The sequence below is a fragment of the Lacticaseibacillus camelliae DSM 22697 = JCM 13995 genome, assembly GCF_001311195.1.
GTDB classification, from domain to species: domain Bacteria; phylum Bacillota; class Bacilli; order Lactobacillales; family Lactobacillaceae; genus Lacticaseibacillus; species Lacticaseibacillus camelliae.
Genome location: NZ_BBAJ01000052.1, coordinates 1 through 16,238, shown reverse-complemented (window position 1 = coordinate 16,238; position 16,238 = coordinate 1). Strand labels below are relative to the sequence as shown.

Below are 16,238 nucleotides of genomic sequence, written 5' to 3'. Positions count from 1 at the left end.
AAAAAGAGGCTGAGACACAAAGCGGTTTTAGCCCAAAACGCAGGCGTCCCTGCATCACGATTCGCACTTCGAATCGCGATGCAGGGACGTTTGCGTGTCTGGGCGTTGCTTTGTGGAACGCGACTAGGTTAATTATGTCTGAGCCTGTTTGATTGAGAAAACTCAACTTACCGCCGGTGGTGCCGCACGAAGGTCATGTAGTGCAGGATGCAGGCCAGAAGCACGAAGAAAATGATCACGAAGCTGACATACCGCAGCCAAAAACTGCTGGTGGTCCAGGGCAGCAGCTGCTGAATGCCCATGGTGGCCAGTGCCATCACGGCGATCATGCCGAAAAGCAACATGTAGCGTTTCAAGGTTTCATCATCCTTTCGCTTCTTGGCGGTCAGCTTGGCTCCAACGGCCTTGGCCTGCGCCACCTTCTTGGCTGGGACCGTGGTCATCCCCCACGTCCCTGGCAGGACCAGCTCCGCGACCTTGTGAATGCCTGCCGCGCTCATCGCCTTGTCGATCATCGTGAACGTGGCGTCGGTTTGGTGCGTGAACGTGTTATCCAAACCGCTGGCAAAACAGCTCGACACGCTGACGTAGTGCTTGTCCTTGTACTTACCCGGCAGCGTGTCGGCGTCGTGCGTCATGCGCACCATCCGGTGGCGGAAGCAGTCGAAAAATTGTTTGAACTGCCCCGCCACGGTGCCAAAGTACGTCGGGCTGCCCAGCACCCAGACGTCAGCGGCGGCGAGCTTGCCTTCCAGCTCATCCAAGGCGGGGTTCGCCTCACCTGGCACATCCGGTCGAATAATGTACTGATTCAGATCCACAAACTCCGTCTCCGCGCCGCTGGCCCCGGCCAGCACGGCCTTTAGATACTGAGCGGTCAGCCCATTAGGGTCCTGTCCGCCATACAACCCCACGATTTTCATCTTCCCACCTCAGATACACTGTACGAGAATGATTCTAATCTTGCAATTAAATTTTGGCGCAAGCAAAAACGCCCAGGCCCCACGGTACGTGAGTCCTGGGCGCGATTGTTAAGCTTAGGCTTCGCGGTACCGCCGCACACCTGCCACACGCAGCCGCAGCAGATTGTCCGGCACCACTGCCACCTTACCACCCTGGGCCAGGGTCATCGCCGCTAGATCATTCAGCAGATTGTTGTGCTCGGCCGCGGGGCCGTCTGTTTCCAAGCGGTCTTCTTCCAGCACCCCGCGAATTCGCGCGCCCTGCCGCAGTACCAAGGTGTCCAGCGAGCGCTGCTGCAGCGCTTCAATGATGCCGCCGAGTCTTCGACGTACTTGCCGCTGCCGCGGGCCGTTTCCAGCAAGGCCAGCGTTTCGTCTGCGTGGCGATCGGCGTAGTCTTGCCGCAAGTCGTCCAGCGCCAGGTCGATGTCACCCAGGCTCATGTTGCCGGGGTTTTGCTCGACTTGCATGGACCCGCTGAGGTGCGGATTGCGGCTGATCTCGCGGAACACCGCAATGTTTTCCGGCAGGCCGAAGAGGATCAGGCGCCGCTGGTTAGGGTTGGAATAATGGTCGAGGAGGTAGGTATCCACCGCCTGGTAGTAGCGGCGACGGTCGATTTCCTCTTCACTGGCGCGGTCGGCATGGCCGTGGTAACTTGCCTGCCCCGGCCCCTGCGCGACCGTGTTCACTGACCCCCCGCGCTTTTCCGTGCCCAGCGTGCCAAGCAAAGTCACTGGAGCGTCGTCAGGCAGGTCGACCATCGTCAGCACATCCCCGCGGTTCAGGGCCAGCGCAATTTTATCGCGCTGCAAGAGTAGCAGGTCGAAGTCGAACTGGCGCTGGGCATCCAGGACCAGCGGCAGAAGCTGCGGCCGGTCCGTGGTCATCGCCGTGGGGCTCACTGCGTATTCGAGTCCCAACGCGATGGCCTCCTGACCGTTGCTGAGCAGCGCCGAGCCTTGGCCAATGATTGAAATCAGCGGCTGATCGCCGGCGGCCGCCTTGAGGCTCGCCTCATACGGAGCAAAATCAGTGCCCGGGTGCGTTTGCGCCATCACATCCTTAGCGTGCGCAGCCAGGTGCCGCAGCGTCAGGCGAGTCTGCTCCACCGTGCGGTCCGCCTCAAGGGGTAGGTACAAGGAAACAAACGCCCTTCAGCGGTGCTGCTTAAAAAGTCTCGCAAGGAGAGTTGCGTGTCTGTTGCCATATTAGTCCTCCTTTTCGTGGCCCTGTTTGGGCTTCAGTTTAACCATACCAAGGTGCGCGCTGGTTTTTCAATCAGCACCACTTGCGCTTATTTGATCGGTTGCCAGACCCAATCGCGGACTTCGGGCAGGTCCTCGCCAGTTTCGCGAATGTAAGCGTCATGGCGCTGCAGAGTGTCATCCATCAGCTGAATGAAGTCGCCGCTGGCTTCAAGCCGCTGCGGCAGGTGCAAGACCACGTCCTTGGCCAAGTGGAAGCGGTCGAGGTGATTGAGCACGCGCATGTCAAACGGCGTGGTGATCGCGCCTTCCTCGCGAAAGCCGTGTACGATCAGGTGGCGGTTGTGCCGGTCGAAGAAAACGGCGCGGATCAGGTCCTCATAGCCGTGGAAGGCAAACAGCACCGGCTTGTCCGGCGTGAAGTAAGCGTCAAACGTCTCATCATCCAGCGCCCGCGGATCGTCTTTTTTTTCAGTTTCAAGAGGTCGACCACGTTGATGAAGCGCATCTTGAGGCGAGGAAAATGCTGATGCAGCAGGTCGATCGCCGCCAGGCTTTCCAGGTTCGGCTCGGTGCCCGCCGCCGCGATCACGATGTCTGGCGCCACGCCATCGTCGTTGGACGCCCAGTCGATGCGCTTCAGGCCCGCGCGCGCCAGCACCGTGGCTTCTTCAATCGAGTAAAACTGCGGCCGCGGCTGCTTGGACGTGATCAGCAGGTTGATCGTGTTTTCGCTGCTGAAGACCTGCGGAGAAATCGCCAGGAGCGAGTTGGCATCCGCCGGCAGGTACTCGCGAATGTACTGGCCTTTTTTCTCTGCCAGGTGGGTCAAGACGCCGGGATCCATGTGGGTGTAGCCGTTGTGGTCCTGCTGGAACGAGGTCGACGTCGACACCACGTTCAAGGACGGGTACGGCCGGTGCCAGGGCTGCTCGGCCGCCTCGCGCAGCCACTTGAAGTACTGAGTCAGCATCGAGTCCACCACGCGCAAGAAGGCCTCGTAGGACGTGAAAATGCCGTGCCGGCCGGTCAGCGTGTACCCTTCCAGAAAGCCTTCCGCCTGGTGCTCGGACAGCTGCGAATCAATGATGCGCCCGGCCGCATTCATGTCCTCGTCGTAGCCGCTGTGGGTGATCTGCTCCTCCCACTGGCGACCGCTTGCGTCAAAAATGCCAAACAGCCGGTTGGACATCGTCTCGTCCGGTCCAAACACCCGAAAATTGTGAGGTTCAGGCGAATCAAGTCCCGCAGGTAATCGGACCAAATCACCATGTCCTGGCGCACGTCCTGGCCGCGCTTGCCAATCGGCAGCGCGTACTGACGAAAGTCCGGCAGCACCAGCGGCACCTTGCCGCCGACGTTCGTGATCGGGTTGGCCGCCATGCGCCGCGTGCCCTTTGGGGTTAGCGCCTTGAGCTCGGGCTTCAGCGTGCCGTGTTCGTCAAACAGGTCCTCGGGGTGGTACGACTCCAGCCACTTGACCAAGGCATCGGCATGCTCCATATGATCGCGGGACACGGGAATCGGGATCTGGTGCGCGCGGAACGACCCTTCAATCTTGTTGCCGTCCCATTCCTTCGGGCCGGTCCAGCCCTTCGGCGTGCGCAGGATCAACACCGGCCAGTGCGGCATGCCGGCATCGCTGATGGCGCGGGCCTGGCGCTGGATCTGCTGGATTTTTTCGATCATCGTGTCCAGCGTCTGCGCCATGATTGGGTTGAGCGTTTTGGCGTCGTCGCCTTCGACAAAGTACGGCTCCCAGCCCATCCCCGCGTAATACTGGCGCAGGTCGTCATCCGACTTGCGCGCCAGGATCGTGGGGTTGGAGATCTTGTAGCCGTTCATGTCGACGATGGGCAGCACCGCGCCGTCCGTGATCGGGTTGATGAAAGTGTTGGAGAACCAAGAGGCCGCCAGCGGCCCGGTTTCACTTTCGCCGTCACCGATCACCGTGGCGGCAATCACGTCCGGATTGTCGAGGATCGCCCCAGTGGCGTGGCTCAGCGAGTAGCCGAGCTCGCCGCCTTCGTGAATGGAGCCGGGGATCTGCGCGTTGGCGTGACTCGCCGCGCCGCCCGGGAAGGAGAACTGCTTGAACAGCACCTGCATCCCCGCCTCATCCTGGGTAATATTGGGGTAAGTTTCAGTGTACGTGCCATCCAAGTAGGCGTTCGACAGCATGACCTGGCCGCCGTGCCCCGGCCCTTCGATGTAAAACATGTTCAGGTCGTATTTATTGATCAGACGGTTGAGGTGCGTGTAGATAAAATTCTGCCCGGCGATCGTGCCCCAGTGGCCGAGCGGGTTGAACTTCACGTCACTGGCTGTCAGCGGGCGCTTAAGCAGCGGGTTAGCGCGCAGGTACAGCTGCCCGACTGACAGATAGTTGGCCGCCTGCCAGTAGCGCGTCATGAGGTCAAAATAAGCTGGTGAATCGTAATTATTGGTCATCAAACTCCCCTGCTTTCTTGTTGAGGCCGTCATCAATCAACCAAATTGTACGCCTGAATGCAAGTTGCACCGAATGATTTGACTCATCGGCTTGCCGCGCTTAAAAACCCGCTCGCGGTCCTAAAAAGGTGATAAACTGAGCATGAGGAAAGGTTTTTCATTAGGGGGCTTACAAATGAAAACACCATGGTTTGATGGGGTCATCATTACGATCGCAGTCCTGGCGCTGATCGCGTTGGTCACGATTGGGGCCATTCTGCCGGCCATCGCCGTCTTGGTCCTGATGGGCGTCGCCGTGGCCGTCGACCGCCAGCAGCCGCACGGCCGGTTAAGATTTTAAATGTTCTCAGCAATCGTTTTACGTCACGCTTGTCCCCAAAGCTAGCAAAGTTTATACTGTTGCCAACGGAGGCGGTTGCCATGGAGCTCAAGGATCTCACCATCAGTCAGCAAGACTATTTGGCCTATCAGCAGTGGTTTCAGCGACAGAGCAATATTCGCTGGCTGCGGCGGATCCTGCTGGTGTGCGGACTGGCGGCAATTGGCATTGGCGGCTGGCTGGGCATCACGGGCAGATGGGTCTGGGGCTCCGCCAGTGCGGTAATTTTTCTCGGGGTCTTCTTCATCGTGTATTTGCCGCTGCTGACGCGCGTGCGCACCGCCCGCGCCTTCCGCTCACCGAAAAATGCCGCCGTGTTCAGCAAGCGCTCGTTTCTGATCGATGATACCGGGCTCACCATGAGCGCATCAACCAGCACCAGCCATTCAAATTGGTCGGCCTTCTTGGAGGCGGCCGAAACCCCCAGGCTATTTATTCTAATGGTGGCCAAATCGCAAGGCGTGCTGATTTCCAAAGCCACGATGACCGACAGCCAGATTCAGGAACTGCGCACCATCATCAAAGCCAACATGCCAAAAGCTCTGGTCAGAGTTGGGTAAAACCATGCGCGATTCACTTCATAGGAACGCGCGCTCAACGACCATTCACTGGTCGCTTTTTTTGTATGCGCTGTTGTTAGATGATCAACTAGGTCTTATCTACAAAAACAAAAACCAGGATAATCGCAATCTAGCGTCATCCTGGTTCGGGGTTACTTTATGAGCATCTCTTGCACGATCGCCTTAACTTCATTCCAAAGACTCTGTGGCTCGCCATCAACCCGTGCCACGTGAATTGCCAGCTCTGCCAGCTGACGTCGCTGAGCCGAGTCCGGCTTAAAAGTAATGTGGTTTAAAGCGAGACAATCAAGAAAACTTAGATAGGCGGTTCGTTTATTGCCGTCATTAAATACATGCTTTTTAATCAGCTTGACGAAATAGAAGATCGCCAAGTCGGTTGCATTAGCATACAGTTGCTGGCCAAAAACGTCTTGATGAGCGGATCGAACAATGTAATCCAAGGCCTTCGCATCACGAATGGAGGCCCTTTGATTGGCTTCTTGCTGAAGGCAGACGTTAATCGTGATTAACTCAGACTGACTCAAATACTTCATCAGCGGTCTGCCAAATAATCAAGCGCATCCTTATTCTCAGCAATTAGCCCCTGTATTCTTGCCACCGTCGCCAGGGCAGCGTCTCGTTGCTTGGTCGGAATAAGCACAACTTGACCATCACTTTCGCCGATGGTGACGCTGTCTCCCTTATTGATACCAAGGTCTTTGGCGACCTCTCGCGGAATGGTGACGTATAAGCTGCTATTGCTTTGGCCAACTTTCCGATCTTGTCGATGTTTCAACTTTGCAGGATCAATCATGTCATCACCTCGTATATGTAGTATATACAGTCGATACGCACGGAGCAAGTCCATGTGTTGCCAGACAGACCCCCGTGCCTCGTTTAGGTAATTTTAGTGTCACGCAGGCACTAGTGACGTGGCAACCGGTCCTGCACGTCCCGGACAATCATCAATTCTTCGTTAGTTGGGATGACCAGGGTTTGGACGGTGGCGTCTGGGGCAGAAACGTTAGCTTCCTTGCCGCGCGCCGGCATTTTCGCCGACGCCGGCCGTGAAGACCAGCACGTCGACGCCGTTCATCAGCGCCGCGTAACTGCCGACGTACTTGGCGACGCGGTTGGCGTAGATATCCAGCGCCAGCTTGGCCAAGGGGTCTTCGTCCTCGATGGCCTCCAGATCCCGCTGGTCGGCAGACAGTTCGGAAATGCCGAGCAGCCCCGAACGCTGATTCAGCATAGTGATAATGTCGTCAAAATTAGTGATCTTCAACTTGCGCATCAGGTACTGCAAAAGCGACGGTCGATGTCCCCACTGCGCGTGCCCATGGTGACACCGGCCACCGGGGTGAAGCCCATCGAGGTGTCGACGGACCGGCCGTTTTGCACGGCGGTCACGCTGGACCCAGAGCCCAGGTGCATGACGATCATTTTCAGCTGATCCAGCGGCCGGCCCAGGAACTCGGCCGCGCGCTGGGAGACGTAGCGGACGCTGGTACCGTGCGCCCCGTACTTGCGGGCGCCGTACTTTTCGTAGTACTGGTGCGGGATGCTGTAGAGAAAATTCTCCGCCGGCATTGTCTGGTGGAACGCGGTGTCAAACACCGCCACCTGGGTCGCCCAAGGCATTTCTTTACAGAACACATCGATGTACTCGGCCTCGACCGGGTTGTGCAGCGGCGCGTAATCCTTCAAATCGCGAATGTCCTGCAGCACCTGTGGATCGATCACGACGGACTCGCTGAACTCCTCGCCGCCGGCCACGACCCGGTGCCCGACGCCGACGATCTCGTGCAGATGCTGGACCAACCCAAGGTCCTTGAGCTCGGTCATGACATCGGCCACGGCCTCGTGGTAGTTGCGGATCGCGTGCCCGGAGCGGTAAACCTGGTCGCCATACTTGATCTTCACGCTGGACTCAGCCTGCCCGAGGCGATCGATCAGCCCGTCGGCCAGCATTTGTTCCGCCGGCATCTCGAACAACTTCCACTTCAGCGTAGAACTACCTGCGTTGACTGCGAGTATTTTGACCATGTTCTCAGCTCCTATCCGTTGTGTGCGACTATATTGTATCCTATTTTTCCAACTTCTGCTCCGGGTCGTGCTGGCGGTGCCATGCCTTGATCTGCGCCAGGCGCGCCTGAACCTTGGCTTCACTGCTTGGTCCGTTGGGTGGTAATACTGTTTACCCTTTAAATTATCCGGCATTGTCTGCATCGTGGTCAACTTATCCGGGTTGTTGTGCGCGTACTGATAGTCCTTGCCGTAGCCGAGGTCCTGCATCAGGTCGGTGACGCCGTTTCTGATTTGCAGCGGCACTGGCTCGGCTAACGTCTCGGTCGCGTCTTTTTTCGCGGCTTCGTAAGCGGTGTACAAGGCGTTGCTCTTCGGCGCCAGGCTCAGGTACACGACCGCATGGGTCAGGTGGACCGTGCACTCCGGCATGCCGATGAACTGGCAGGCCTGAAAGACGCTGGTGCAGATCTCCAGCGCCCGCGAGTCCGCCATGCCAATGTCCTCGGAGGCAAACCGGACTAGGCGGCGAGCAATGTACAGCGGGTCCTCGCCGGCTTCCAGCATCCGCGCCAGCCAGTAGACCGCAGCGTCCACGTCAGAGTTTCGCATCGACTTGTGCAGCGCTGAAATCAGGTTGTAGTGCTCCTCGCCGTTCTTGTCATACAGCAGCGCCTTTTTGGTCAACAATTGCGACACCGCCGCCTTGGTGACGGTGATGGTCTTGCCCGGGTCCGTTTCAGCGTTGGTGACTGCCATTTCCAGGGTGTTCAGGGCAATGCGGGCATCCCCGTTGCAAAGTCGGCGATCATCCCCAGCAGCTCCGGCGCAATTTTTACCTGCTGCAGGCCGTAGCCGCGCGGATCCTTCAGTGCCCGCTTGAGCAGCTCGATCAGGTCGTCCTGGGTCAGCTGCTTGAGCACGAACACTCGGGTGCGCGACAGCAGCGCGGCGTTGACCTCAAACGACGGGTTCTCAGTGGTTGCGCCAATCAGCGTGATCGACCCGCGTTCCACGTACGGCAAAAAGGCGTCCTGCTGCGCCTTGTTGAAGCGGTGAATTTCGTCGACAAACACGATGGTCTTCTGCCCGAGCGACCGGTTCTGCTCGGCCTCTTCCATCACCTGCTTGATTTCCTTGATGCCAGCAGTGACGGCAGAAAAAGTCACGAACTGGGCCTTGGTTTGGCGAGCGATGATCTGCGCCAGCGTCGTTTTGCCGACACCAGGTGGGCCCCAGAAAATCATGGACGGAATTTCGTCATTTTCAATAAGTTTGGCGAGCACCTTGTCCTTGCCGATCAGGTGCTTTTGGCCAACAAACTCGGCCAAAGTCGTCGGCCGCATGCGGCTGGCAAGCGGCTGAGTCTGCGCCGGATTTTGATCAAATAGAGACGGCATCACGCCACCTTCTTTCAGCCTTATGATAACATTGAGGCGGATATGCTACACTACAAGGTGCGCAGAGTTCGCGCACTTAGCGGGACATGTAGCCTAGCTCGAGCCATTACCGGCGCGCTTTGCCGGTGAGGACTTGAGCGTAGCTACATGCTCCCGCGTTGCGAACTCGGAGCCCGATTAAAGCAAGGTGCGCAGAGCTGGCGGTCTTAGCGGGATGGGTAGCCTAGCTCAAGCCATTGCCGACGTTTTTTTCGGTGAGGGCTTGAGCGTAGCTAGCCGCTCCCGCGTTGCCAGCACGGAGCCCGATGACAAGCGCACCCAGGCGCATCATGCAGCCTTTACAAAGGAGTGACCAAAATGGCCGATGCTAATGACCAAAGTTTCCCCAGCGGTGAGTTCACCGCCTTTTCCACGGCCAAAATGACCTACTTCATGCTGGTGCGGGCGGATCTGACCCGCGCCGACATCGAGGCGTTCTTCGGCGACGACGCGCGCTACGTGGCGCTCACTAAAGTGCCCAGCGTCGAGCTGCACCTGCCGCAAGCCGAGGCCCAGATCGCGGTGCCCGGCAACTTGATTGCCAAGTTCGCCAATGGCAAGTACAAGGTGATCACGCAGGCGTACTACCACCAGAACTTCAACGAACCAATCGCAGACGCGAACGGGCAAGGCATTCATTAAGGAGACAGCATGGCCAAGTTTGAAAAGTACCACCCGCTGCTGTCGGTCCACTACCAGCTGGACTGGCTGACACTGTACAAGTTAAAAGACGTCGCCCGGCTGCGGGCCGATCGGACTCAGGCGGCGCTTTCCGGCCGTGAGCGCGATCAGTCCGTCGAGGACACGGCCCGCTATGTCAACCACTCGATGCGGCTGGTCATGAGCGACCAGGCCCTACTTTACGGCATCGGCGACCGCCAGACAAAGGAATTTCTCGGCAGCATTTGCCTGTGGCGCTTTGATTCAGGGATGACCTCGGCCCAGGTGCGCTTTGAGCAGCTGCCCGAAACCGCGCCGGAAGTCATGCAGGAAATCGTACCACGCGTGGCTGGGTTCGCCTTTTTCGAACTAGGGCTAAAGGAGCTCTACGCCGTGCTGCCGGAAACGGCGGAGGCGGCCGTCGACCTGCTGGCAGGCTTTGGCTTCACCAGCGCGCCGGCTCACCACACCCGCACCATGCCGAACGGCGAAAAGGTGCCACTGCTGCAGCTGACCCTGACTCGCGATCAGGTTGCCGATGACCCGGCGTTCCATTTTTAAGATGTCTCACCGAGTTCGACTGACTCAAGTTCAGGCGGCTTTTAGTTTGCTATTTTTCGGCCGCGGCCGAATGACTTTATCAGTTGGCATAGCGCCTCAACGAGCAGGGCTGTCGCTAAGACAAGCCCTGTCAGTTGACTGATAAAGGTGTGATTGTCGCCAAGATGGCAATCAAAAGCAAACCTGTACTTCCTTTCTACTGGAAATCAAGGTTATGAAACTCAAGCTCATAAGCCTCGCCTTCTTTCGAATGCGAGGCCTTCGCTCCAAACGTTTCTGCTCTCGTTATTATATTGGGCCGCAGCCTACTTGCCTAGCCATTGGGACGCATCCTCATTGGATTAACGAAACTTCATCATCATGCTCTCACGCGAATCAAAATTGCACCGACGCTCACGAAAAAGTGAGCGCCGGTGCATTTTTAAATTATTAATCTTTGTTATAAAATACGTCCTGCACAGCGCCGATGATGCCCAGCTTAGCGTGTGCATACGTCAATCCGCCCTGGATATACAGGGTGTATGGCGGGCGCAGCGGCCCGTCGGCGGAAAACTCAATCGTTGAGCCTCGACGAACGACCCGTCGGCCATGATCACCTTATCCTCGTAACCGGCAGTGGCTTCGGGAATCGGTGTGATAAATGAATCGATTGGCATGTTGTGCTGAAGCGCCTCGGTGAAGCGAATCATGTCGTCGGGATTGCCAAAGTTGACGGTTTGAATCAGGTCGGTGCGCGGCGCGTCCCAACTTGGCCGCACCGGCAGGCCCATTTTCGCCAGGAGGGCCGCCTCGAACACCGCGCCTTTAATGGCGTTGCCGGTGACGGAAGGCGCCTGGAAAAAGCCCTGGAACATCGCGTCCAGCACGCCGAACGTGGCCCCCTCGGCACCGCCAAGACCCGGCACGGTGAAGCGGTACGACACCCGCTCAACCAGGTCCTTGCGCCCGACAATATAGCCACCGGTCTTGAGCATGCCGCCGCCACCGTTTTTGAACAGGGAACCCGCCATGATATCGGCCCCGACTTCAAGCGGCTCTTTGGTTTCAGAAAATTCGCCGTATGCGTTGTCCACGAAAATCCAGGTGTCAGGCATGACGCTGCGGACCGCCTTGATCATCTCGGCAATTTTCGCAATCGTGAACGAATCGCGCGTTGCGTAGCCGCAAGAGCGCTGGATGGCAACGACCCGCGGTTGATCCTTGGCGACACGCGCTTTCACCGCCGCCAAGTCGACGTCACCGCTGTCTGGCAGCGGCACGTAATCGGCCTTAATGCCGTACTCCTTGGGGCTGCCAATCGCGTTGCCAGCCATGCCGAGGACTTCCTGCAGGGTGTCGTAAGGTTCGCCGGTGATGTAAAGAATCTCATCTCCTGGCCGCACCAGCCCGAGCAGCCCGACGCCGATTGCGTGCGTGCCTGAGACAAACTGCGGCCGCACCAGCGCGTCCTCGCCGCCGAGGACCTGCGCGTAAATTGCCTCTAGCTTATCGCGACCCTCGTCGTCTTGGCCGTAACCCGTGGACCCTGACAAGTCCGTCGTGGCGACATTGTGATCACGGAACGCCTTGAGGACCTTGGCTTGGTTTTCCATGATTTGGTCATCAATGGCCGCCAGCTTCGGCGCGATTTCCTCGTCGACTTCCTGAACGCGCTTGATCAGCTCTGGATCAAAATCATCTTTCCAACTCATGCTTTTCTCCTTGTGTCTTGTGCAAAAATTTACCGGCCAGCACCTGCGCTTGGCGGGGCGCCGCCATTTTCAAACTTCTTCATTACTTATCACCTCTTCCAGTATACGAGAGGAAGCGGTAAGGTGCACGGAAAGTATTGGGGGGTGAAGGCAATCATCGGGCTAAAACCGCGAGCCCTGCGCACCTTGCATAATCGGGCTCCGGGGTCGCGACCCTGCGCACCTTGCAAAAAAAGCGCCGCCGGTTGGGGGACCGGCGGCGTTACTGGGGAACGTGATCACGCTTTGGGGGAACGCGTCACGCACATCACTTGGGAGGAGTGAATGAAGAATGTTTAGGAGTGAGAAGCATCTTGCTTCTACTCTTATAAGATTACCGGGCCCAGGTGAAGAAACTGTGACGGCATTGTGGTGCTTTTGCCGTTTTTCCTTGGCGGTTTAAAGAATGGCCATAAAGATAAAGTCGAGAATAAAGCCCCCTGTGACGATCCACAGCACCGGATGCACGTCCTTGGCTTTGCCGGTGATCAGCTTGATCAGGCAGTAGAAAATGAAGCCGGCTGCGATCCCGTATGAAATGTTGTAAACCAGCGCCATCACGATCGACGCCATGAACGCCGGAACCGCCTCTTCCAGGTCGCTCCAGTTAATTTCCTTAAAGCTCGACATCATCATGACCCCGACCATGATCAAAGCTGGCGCGACCGCCTCGCTCGGCACGACCGCGATGAGCGGTGAAAGCAGTGAACTCAGCGCGAAGCACGCAGCCACGACGACCGCCGTCAACCCGGTGCGGCCACCGGCCCCAATGCCGGCCGCACTTTCAACAAACACGGTGACGTTGGAGGTGCCGAAAATCGAGCCGACGCCAGTGGCAATCGCGTCAGAGAACAGCGCGCGGTCCATTTTGGACGAGAAGCCAGAACCGCGGTTCATGTTGGCCATGTCCTCGTCGGAAAAGATCCCGGTCCGGCGGCCTGTGCCGATGAAAGTGCCCAAAGTGTCAAAAATATCCGAGAAACTGAAGGAGAAAATCGTCATGACCGACAGCAGAATGTGATTGGTGTCGGTGAACAAACTGCCGAAGCCCTTGCTGGAAAAAGCGGCGCCAAACGTGGTGCCAAGTTGGCCGATCGCGGTCCCCAGCGAATTGCCGGCGGCCAGGTGCAGGTTGGTGACGCCAAACGGAATCCCGATCAAGGTGGTAGCCACGATGCCGATCAGCACCGCCCCTGGCACCTTTTTCACGACGAGCACAGCCATCAGCAAGAGCCCAATCAGCGCAACGATTGCCCCTGGCTGAGTGAAGTTGACCAACGCCGGCGTGATGCCGCTGCCGCCGGTGACCACGCTGTTGACGCCATGGGCAAAACTGCCGCTCGCGGCCTTGCCGTTGACACTGAGAATGCCGCCGGCGTTACTCGTGAACTGCAGAAAACCCGCGTTTTTCAGCCCGATGTAAGCAACGAAGATCCCAATGCCGCCGCCGATCGCGTGCTGGAGCACCGTCGGGATCGCGGTGATGATCAGCTTGCGGATCTTAGTCACGGTGATCAGAATGTTGATCACGCCGCACAGGAAGACCAGCGCCAGTGCCTCCTGCCAGGTAAAGCCAAGACCCGCGACGACGGTGTACGTGAAGAACGCCTGCAGGCCTAGCCCAGGGGCCAGCGCGTATGGAACGTTCGCAAACAGCCCCATGACCAACGTGCCGGCCACACTGGCGACAATGGTGGCCAGGAACACGGCCTGACTCGGCATGCCGGTGAGCGACAGCGTGGCTGGGGCCACGAAGAGGATGTACGACATCGCGAAGAATGTTGTCAGACCCGCCAAGATTTCCGTTCGGACATTAGTGCCATTTTCTTTCAGCTGAAAAAGTGTGCCATGATTCGCCCCTCTGAATGATTTAATGTCTTTCACGATATGCGTTTTTTTTCATAAAATTCAACCAGAAAATGGGGCATTTTTCATGAAAGCGAATTTAATGTTCGGGTTTAGCCAAAAACGGCGGCTGGGGATCAACCCAGTCGCCGTCTATTGTGTACTGTTTTCAGTTAAAGGACCGCGAGCACCACGAAGTTCAGGATGAACCCGATGGTGACGATTGCGAGAATCGGATGAATCTCCTTCGCCTTGCCTTCGATCAGCTTGATCAGGCAGTAGAAGATGAACCCAGCCGCAATGCCGTATGAGATGTTATAGATGAGGCCCATGACGATCGATGCCATGAACGCGGGAACGGCTTCGGACAGATCGGACCAGTTGATTTCCTTGAAGCTGGAAACCATCATGACGCCGACCAGAATCAGGCTGGGGCAACGGCCTGCGTCGGCACCACGGAAATCAGTGGGGCAAAGACCGCCGACAGCAGGAAGCAAAGCGCGGTGGTAACGGCCGTCAGCCCGGTGCGACCACCGGCGCCGATGCCAGCCGCACTTTCAACGTACGTGGTCGTGTTCGACGTGCCGAAGACCGCACCGATCGAGGTCGCAATGGAATCGGCGAACAGCGCCTTGTCCATCTTGGAAGAGAAGCCTGAGCCATGTTCCATTTCGTCAATATCCTTATCGGAGAAAATGCCGGAACGACGGCCAGTGCCAATAAAGGTGCCCAGCGTGTCGAAGGTATCCGAGAAACTGAAGGCAAAAATCGTCATGATGGTCATCAGGATCTGCTTACCATTGGTGAACAGGCTGCCCATCCCTGGTGCGAGAACGCAGCGCCAAACGTAGTGCCCAGTGCGGCAAACGAGCTGCCCAGACTGTTCGCAGAGGAAACGCTCAAGTCGGTGACGCCCATCGGGATCCCCACCAGCGTGGTGACGATAATACCAATCAGCACGGCCCCAGGAACCTTTTTAACGACCAGAATGGTCATCAGGATCAGGCCGAACAGCGCGAGCAGCGCACCTGGAGAAGTGAAGTTGACCAGGGCCGGTACGATCCCGCCGCCGGTCACAACGCCAGTGACGCCTTTGACGGCTTTCGTTGCGCTGTAGGCGGCGTTGTTGACGGACAAGATGTTGGAGGAATCAGACGTGAACTGCAGGAAGCCGGCGTTCTTCAGCCCGATGTAGGCGACGAACACCCCGATGCCACCGCCAATGGCGTGCTGCATCACTTCCGGGATCGCCATGATGATCATCTTCCGGACCTTCGTCACGGTAATGGTGATGTTGATCAGCCCGCAGATGAAGACCAGAGCCAGCGCCTGTTGCCACTTGTACCCGAGAGCGAAGACAACGGTGTAAGTGAAGAAAGCGTTGAGCCCCATCCTGGCGCCAAGGCGTAAGGGACATTGGCGAACAGCCCCATGACCAGCGTGCCCACCGCGCTGGCGATGATCGTCGCCAGAAACACCGCTTGGTAGGGCATCCCGGTTTGAGAAAGCACTTGCGGGTTAACGAAAAGAATATACGACATCGCAAAGAATGTCGTTAAACCCGCCATAATTTCAGTTGAAACACGTGTATTGTTCTGCTTTAGCTTAAAGAAGTTCTCCATTTTTCTCTCCTCGTTCGCTTTTATGGTTAGAGCATACCGCGTCTTCACCCAACTTTCAAGCAAAAAGGCAAACATTACGTAAGAGATTTAGTAAAATTGTTCACGTATTATTTGGATAATGCCTAATATCAACCGGTTTATAGCCAGCCAAATCGTCTTTTGGTATTTTCCGTTGCGACACCCTGCCTGAAAACGAGCGGAATCGGCCATTTTCGGCCGCAAAAAAACCGCGATTCCTCGCGGCCCTGCACAACTATTTAATAATGACCTCATCGACGGCTTCCCCGCTGGTCAAAAAGCTCACTAGGTTCGCCAGCGAAAAGTTGACCATGTTCTGCACTGCTGTTGCCGTGTGATACGCCACGTGCGGCGTCAGTAACACGTTGGGCAGTTGCGCCAGTGCCTCCCACTGCGGATCGGAAAACATGCCGGTCTGCTCGTACCGCAGCAACGCTGGGGATTCGTGCTCGTAGGTGTCGATCCCCGCACCGCCAAGATGGCCGGACTGCAGGTGTTTCAGCAGCGCCGTGGTGTCGACCAAGTTGCCGCGCGCCGTGTTGACCAAAATCGCGTCTGGTTTCATCGACTTTAGCGCGGCGTCATCGATCAGGTGGTAATTGGCCGGCACCCCTGGCACATGCAAATCGACCACATCGGACTCGGCCAGCAGCTGAGGGAGTTCGACATAGGTCGCCCGCGGTTCAGGATGTCCCGGATGCGGATCATACGCCAAAACGTTGGCGCCAAATCCGGAGAACAGCCGGATGGCAGCCTGGCCGATCCGTCCCGCCCCGAC

General features: G+C 57.4%; 11 protein-coding genes and 5 pseudogenes. 4 read left to right on the top strand and 12 right to left on the bottom strand.

Features of this window, described 5'->3' with window-relative positions:
* Positions 1 to 167 precede the first annotated feature (167 nt).
* The 4 genes and pseudogenes from JCM13995_RS09555 to JCM13995_RS09545 all read right to left on the bottom strand — a co-directional run bounded on the left by JCM13995_RS09555 (position 168) and on the right by JCM13995_RS09545 (position 4,621).
* Positions 168 to 923, bottom strand: a complete 756-nt coding sequence (locus JCM13995_RS09555; protein ID WP_054665035.1) for a flavodoxin family protein — start codon at positions 921 to 923, stop codon at positions 168 to 170.
* A 114-nt stretch (positions 924 to 1,037) separates the two neighbouring features.
* Entirely contained in the window at positions 1,038 to 1,187 is a 150-nt protein-coding gene (locus JCM13995_RS14580; RefSeq protein ID WP_156314424.1) for a hypothetical protein, read from the bottom strand.
* Complete coding sequence (locus JCM13995_RS09550; RefSeq protein ID WP_054665031.1) at positions 1,145 to 2,074, bottom strand: baeRF6 domain-containing protein; 930 nt, start codon at positions 2,072 to 2,074, stop codon at positions 1,145 to 1,147. Before JCM13995_RS09550 ends, JCM13995_RS14580 begins: the two co-directional genes overlap by 43 nt.
* Positions 2,075 to 2,259: 185 nt before the next feature.
* Positions 2,260 to 4,621: pseudogene (locus JCM13995_RS09545) on the bottom strand (phosphoketolase family protein).
* 175 nt (positions 4,622 to 4,796) lie between these two features.
* Between JCM13995_RS09545 and JCM13995_RS14575 the strand changes: the two are divergent.
* On the top strand, positions 4,797 to 4,961 hold the full coding sequence (locus tag JCM13995_RS14575; protein ID WP_156314423.1) for a hypothetical protein: 165 nt from the start codon (positions 4,797 to 4,799) through the stop codon (positions 4,959 to 4,961).
* Between the two features lie 80 nt (positions 4,962 to 5,041).
* Entirely contained in the window at positions 5,042 to 5,560 is a 519-nt protein-coding gene (locus JCM13995_RS09540) for a YcxB family protein (protein WP_054665028.1), read from the top strand.
* 152 nt (positions 5,561 to 5,712) lie between these two features.
* On the opposite strand, the gene JCM13995_RS09535 is transcribed toward JCM13995_RS09540, so the two are convergent.
* The 4 genes and pseudogenes from JCM13995_RS09535 to JCM13995_RS09520 all read right to left on the bottom strand — a co-directional run bounded on the left by JCM13995_RS09535 (position 5,713) and on the right by JCM13995_RS09520 (position 8,985).
* The gene (locus JCM13995_RS09535) at positions 5,713 to 6,114 is read right to left on the bottom strand and encodes a type II toxin-antitoxin system death-on-curing family toxin (protein WP_054665024.1); all 402 of its coding nucleotides are present in this window, start codon (positions 6,112 to 6,114) and stop codon (positions 5,713 to 5,715) included.
* Complete coding sequence (locus JCM13995_RS09530) at positions 6,114 to 6,374, bottom strand: AbrB/MazE/SpoVT family DNA-binding domain-containing protein (protein WP_054665021.1); 261 nt, start codon at positions 6,372 to 6,374, stop codon at positions 6,114 to 6,116. Before JCM13995_RS09530 ends, JCM13995_RS09535 begins: the two co-directional genes overlap by 1 nt.
* 110 nt (positions 6,375 to 6,484) lie before the next feature.
* Positions 6,485 to 7,606 (bottom strand): annotated as a pseudogene (locus tag JCM13995_RS09525) (acetate kinase).
* Between the two features lie 40 nt (positions 7,607 to 7,646).
* A pseudogene (locus JCM13995_RS09520) lies at positions 7,647 to 8,985 on the bottom strand (replication-associated recombination protein A).
* A 357-nt stretch (positions 8,986 to 9,342) separates the two neighbouring features.
* Between JCM13995_RS09520 and JCM13995_RS09515 the strand changes: the two are divergent.
* Positions 9,343 to 9,666, top strand: coding sequence for a hypothetical protein (locus JCM13995_RS09515; protein WP_054665018.1), 324 nt, complete (start codon positions 9,343 to 9,345; stop codon positions 9,664 to 9,666).
* 9 nt (positions 9,667 to 9,675) lie between these two features.
* Positions 9,676 to 10,245 (top strand): GNAT family N-acetyltransferase, encoded by a 570-nt coding sequence (locus JCM13995_RS09510; protein ID WP_054665015.1) that lies wholly within the window; start codon positions 9,676 to 9,678, stop codon positions 10,243 to 10,245.
* A gap of 429 nt (positions 10,246 to 10,674) precedes the next feature.
* Here JCM13995_RS09510 and JCM13995_RS09505 read toward each other — a convergent pair.
* The 4 genes and pseudogenes from JCM13995_RS09505 to JCM13995_RS09490 form a co-directional block, all read right to left on the bottom strand.
* Positions 10,675 to 11,936: pseudogene (locus JCM13995_RS09505) on the bottom strand (methionine gamma-lyase family protein).
* A 438-nt stretch (positions 11,937 to 12,374) separates the two neighbouring features.
* Complete coding sequence (locus JCM13995_RS09500) at positions 12,375 to 13,850, bottom strand: NCS2 family permease (RefSeq protein WP_054665039.1); 1,476 nt, start codon at positions 13,848 to 13,850, stop codon at positions 12,375 to 12,377.
* 143 nt (positions 13,851 to 13,993) lie between these two features.
* Positions 13,994 to 15,442 (bottom strand): annotated as a pseudogene (locus JCM13995_RS09495) (NCS2 family permease).
* A gap of 253 nt (positions 15,443 to 15,695) precedes the next feature.
* Positions 15,696 to 16,238, bottom strand: a 543-nt coding sequence (locus JCM13995_RS09490; RefSeq protein WP_305068842.1) for an NAD(P)-dependent oxidoreductase, incomplete at its 5' end; no start/stop codon positions are given.

Bases quoted from the DNA above. Each gene is read 5' to 3' on its own strand.
- JCM13995_RS09540 (WP_054665028.1), top strand. From the start codon at position 5,042: ATGGAGCTCAAGGATCTCACCATCAGTCAGCAAGACTATTTGGCCTAT.
- JCM13995_RS09530 (WP_054665021.1), bottom strand. From the start codon at position 6,374: ATGATTGATCCTGCAAAGTTGAAACATCGACAAGATCGGAAAGTTGGC.
- JCM13995_RS14575 (WP_156314423.1), top strand. From the start codon at position 4,797: ATGAAAACACCATGGTTTGATGGGGTCATCATTACGATCGCAGTCCTG.
- JCM13995_RS09515 (WP_054665018.1), top strand. From the start codon at position 9,343: ATGGCCGATGCTAATGACCAAAGTTTCCCCAGCGGTGAGTTCACCGCC.
- JCM13995_RS09510 (WP_054665015.1), top strand. From the start codon at position 9,676: ATGGCCAAGTTTGAAAAGTACCACCCGCTGCTGTCGGTCCACTACCAG.
- JCM13995_RS09535 (WP_054665024.1), bottom strand. From the start codon at position 6,114: ATGAAGTATTTGAGTCAGTCTGAGTTAATCACGATTAACGTCTGCCTT.
- JCM13995_RS09555 (WP_054665035.1), bottom strand. From the start codon at position 923: ATGAAAATCGTGGGGTTGTATGGCGGACAGGACCCTAATGGGCTGACC.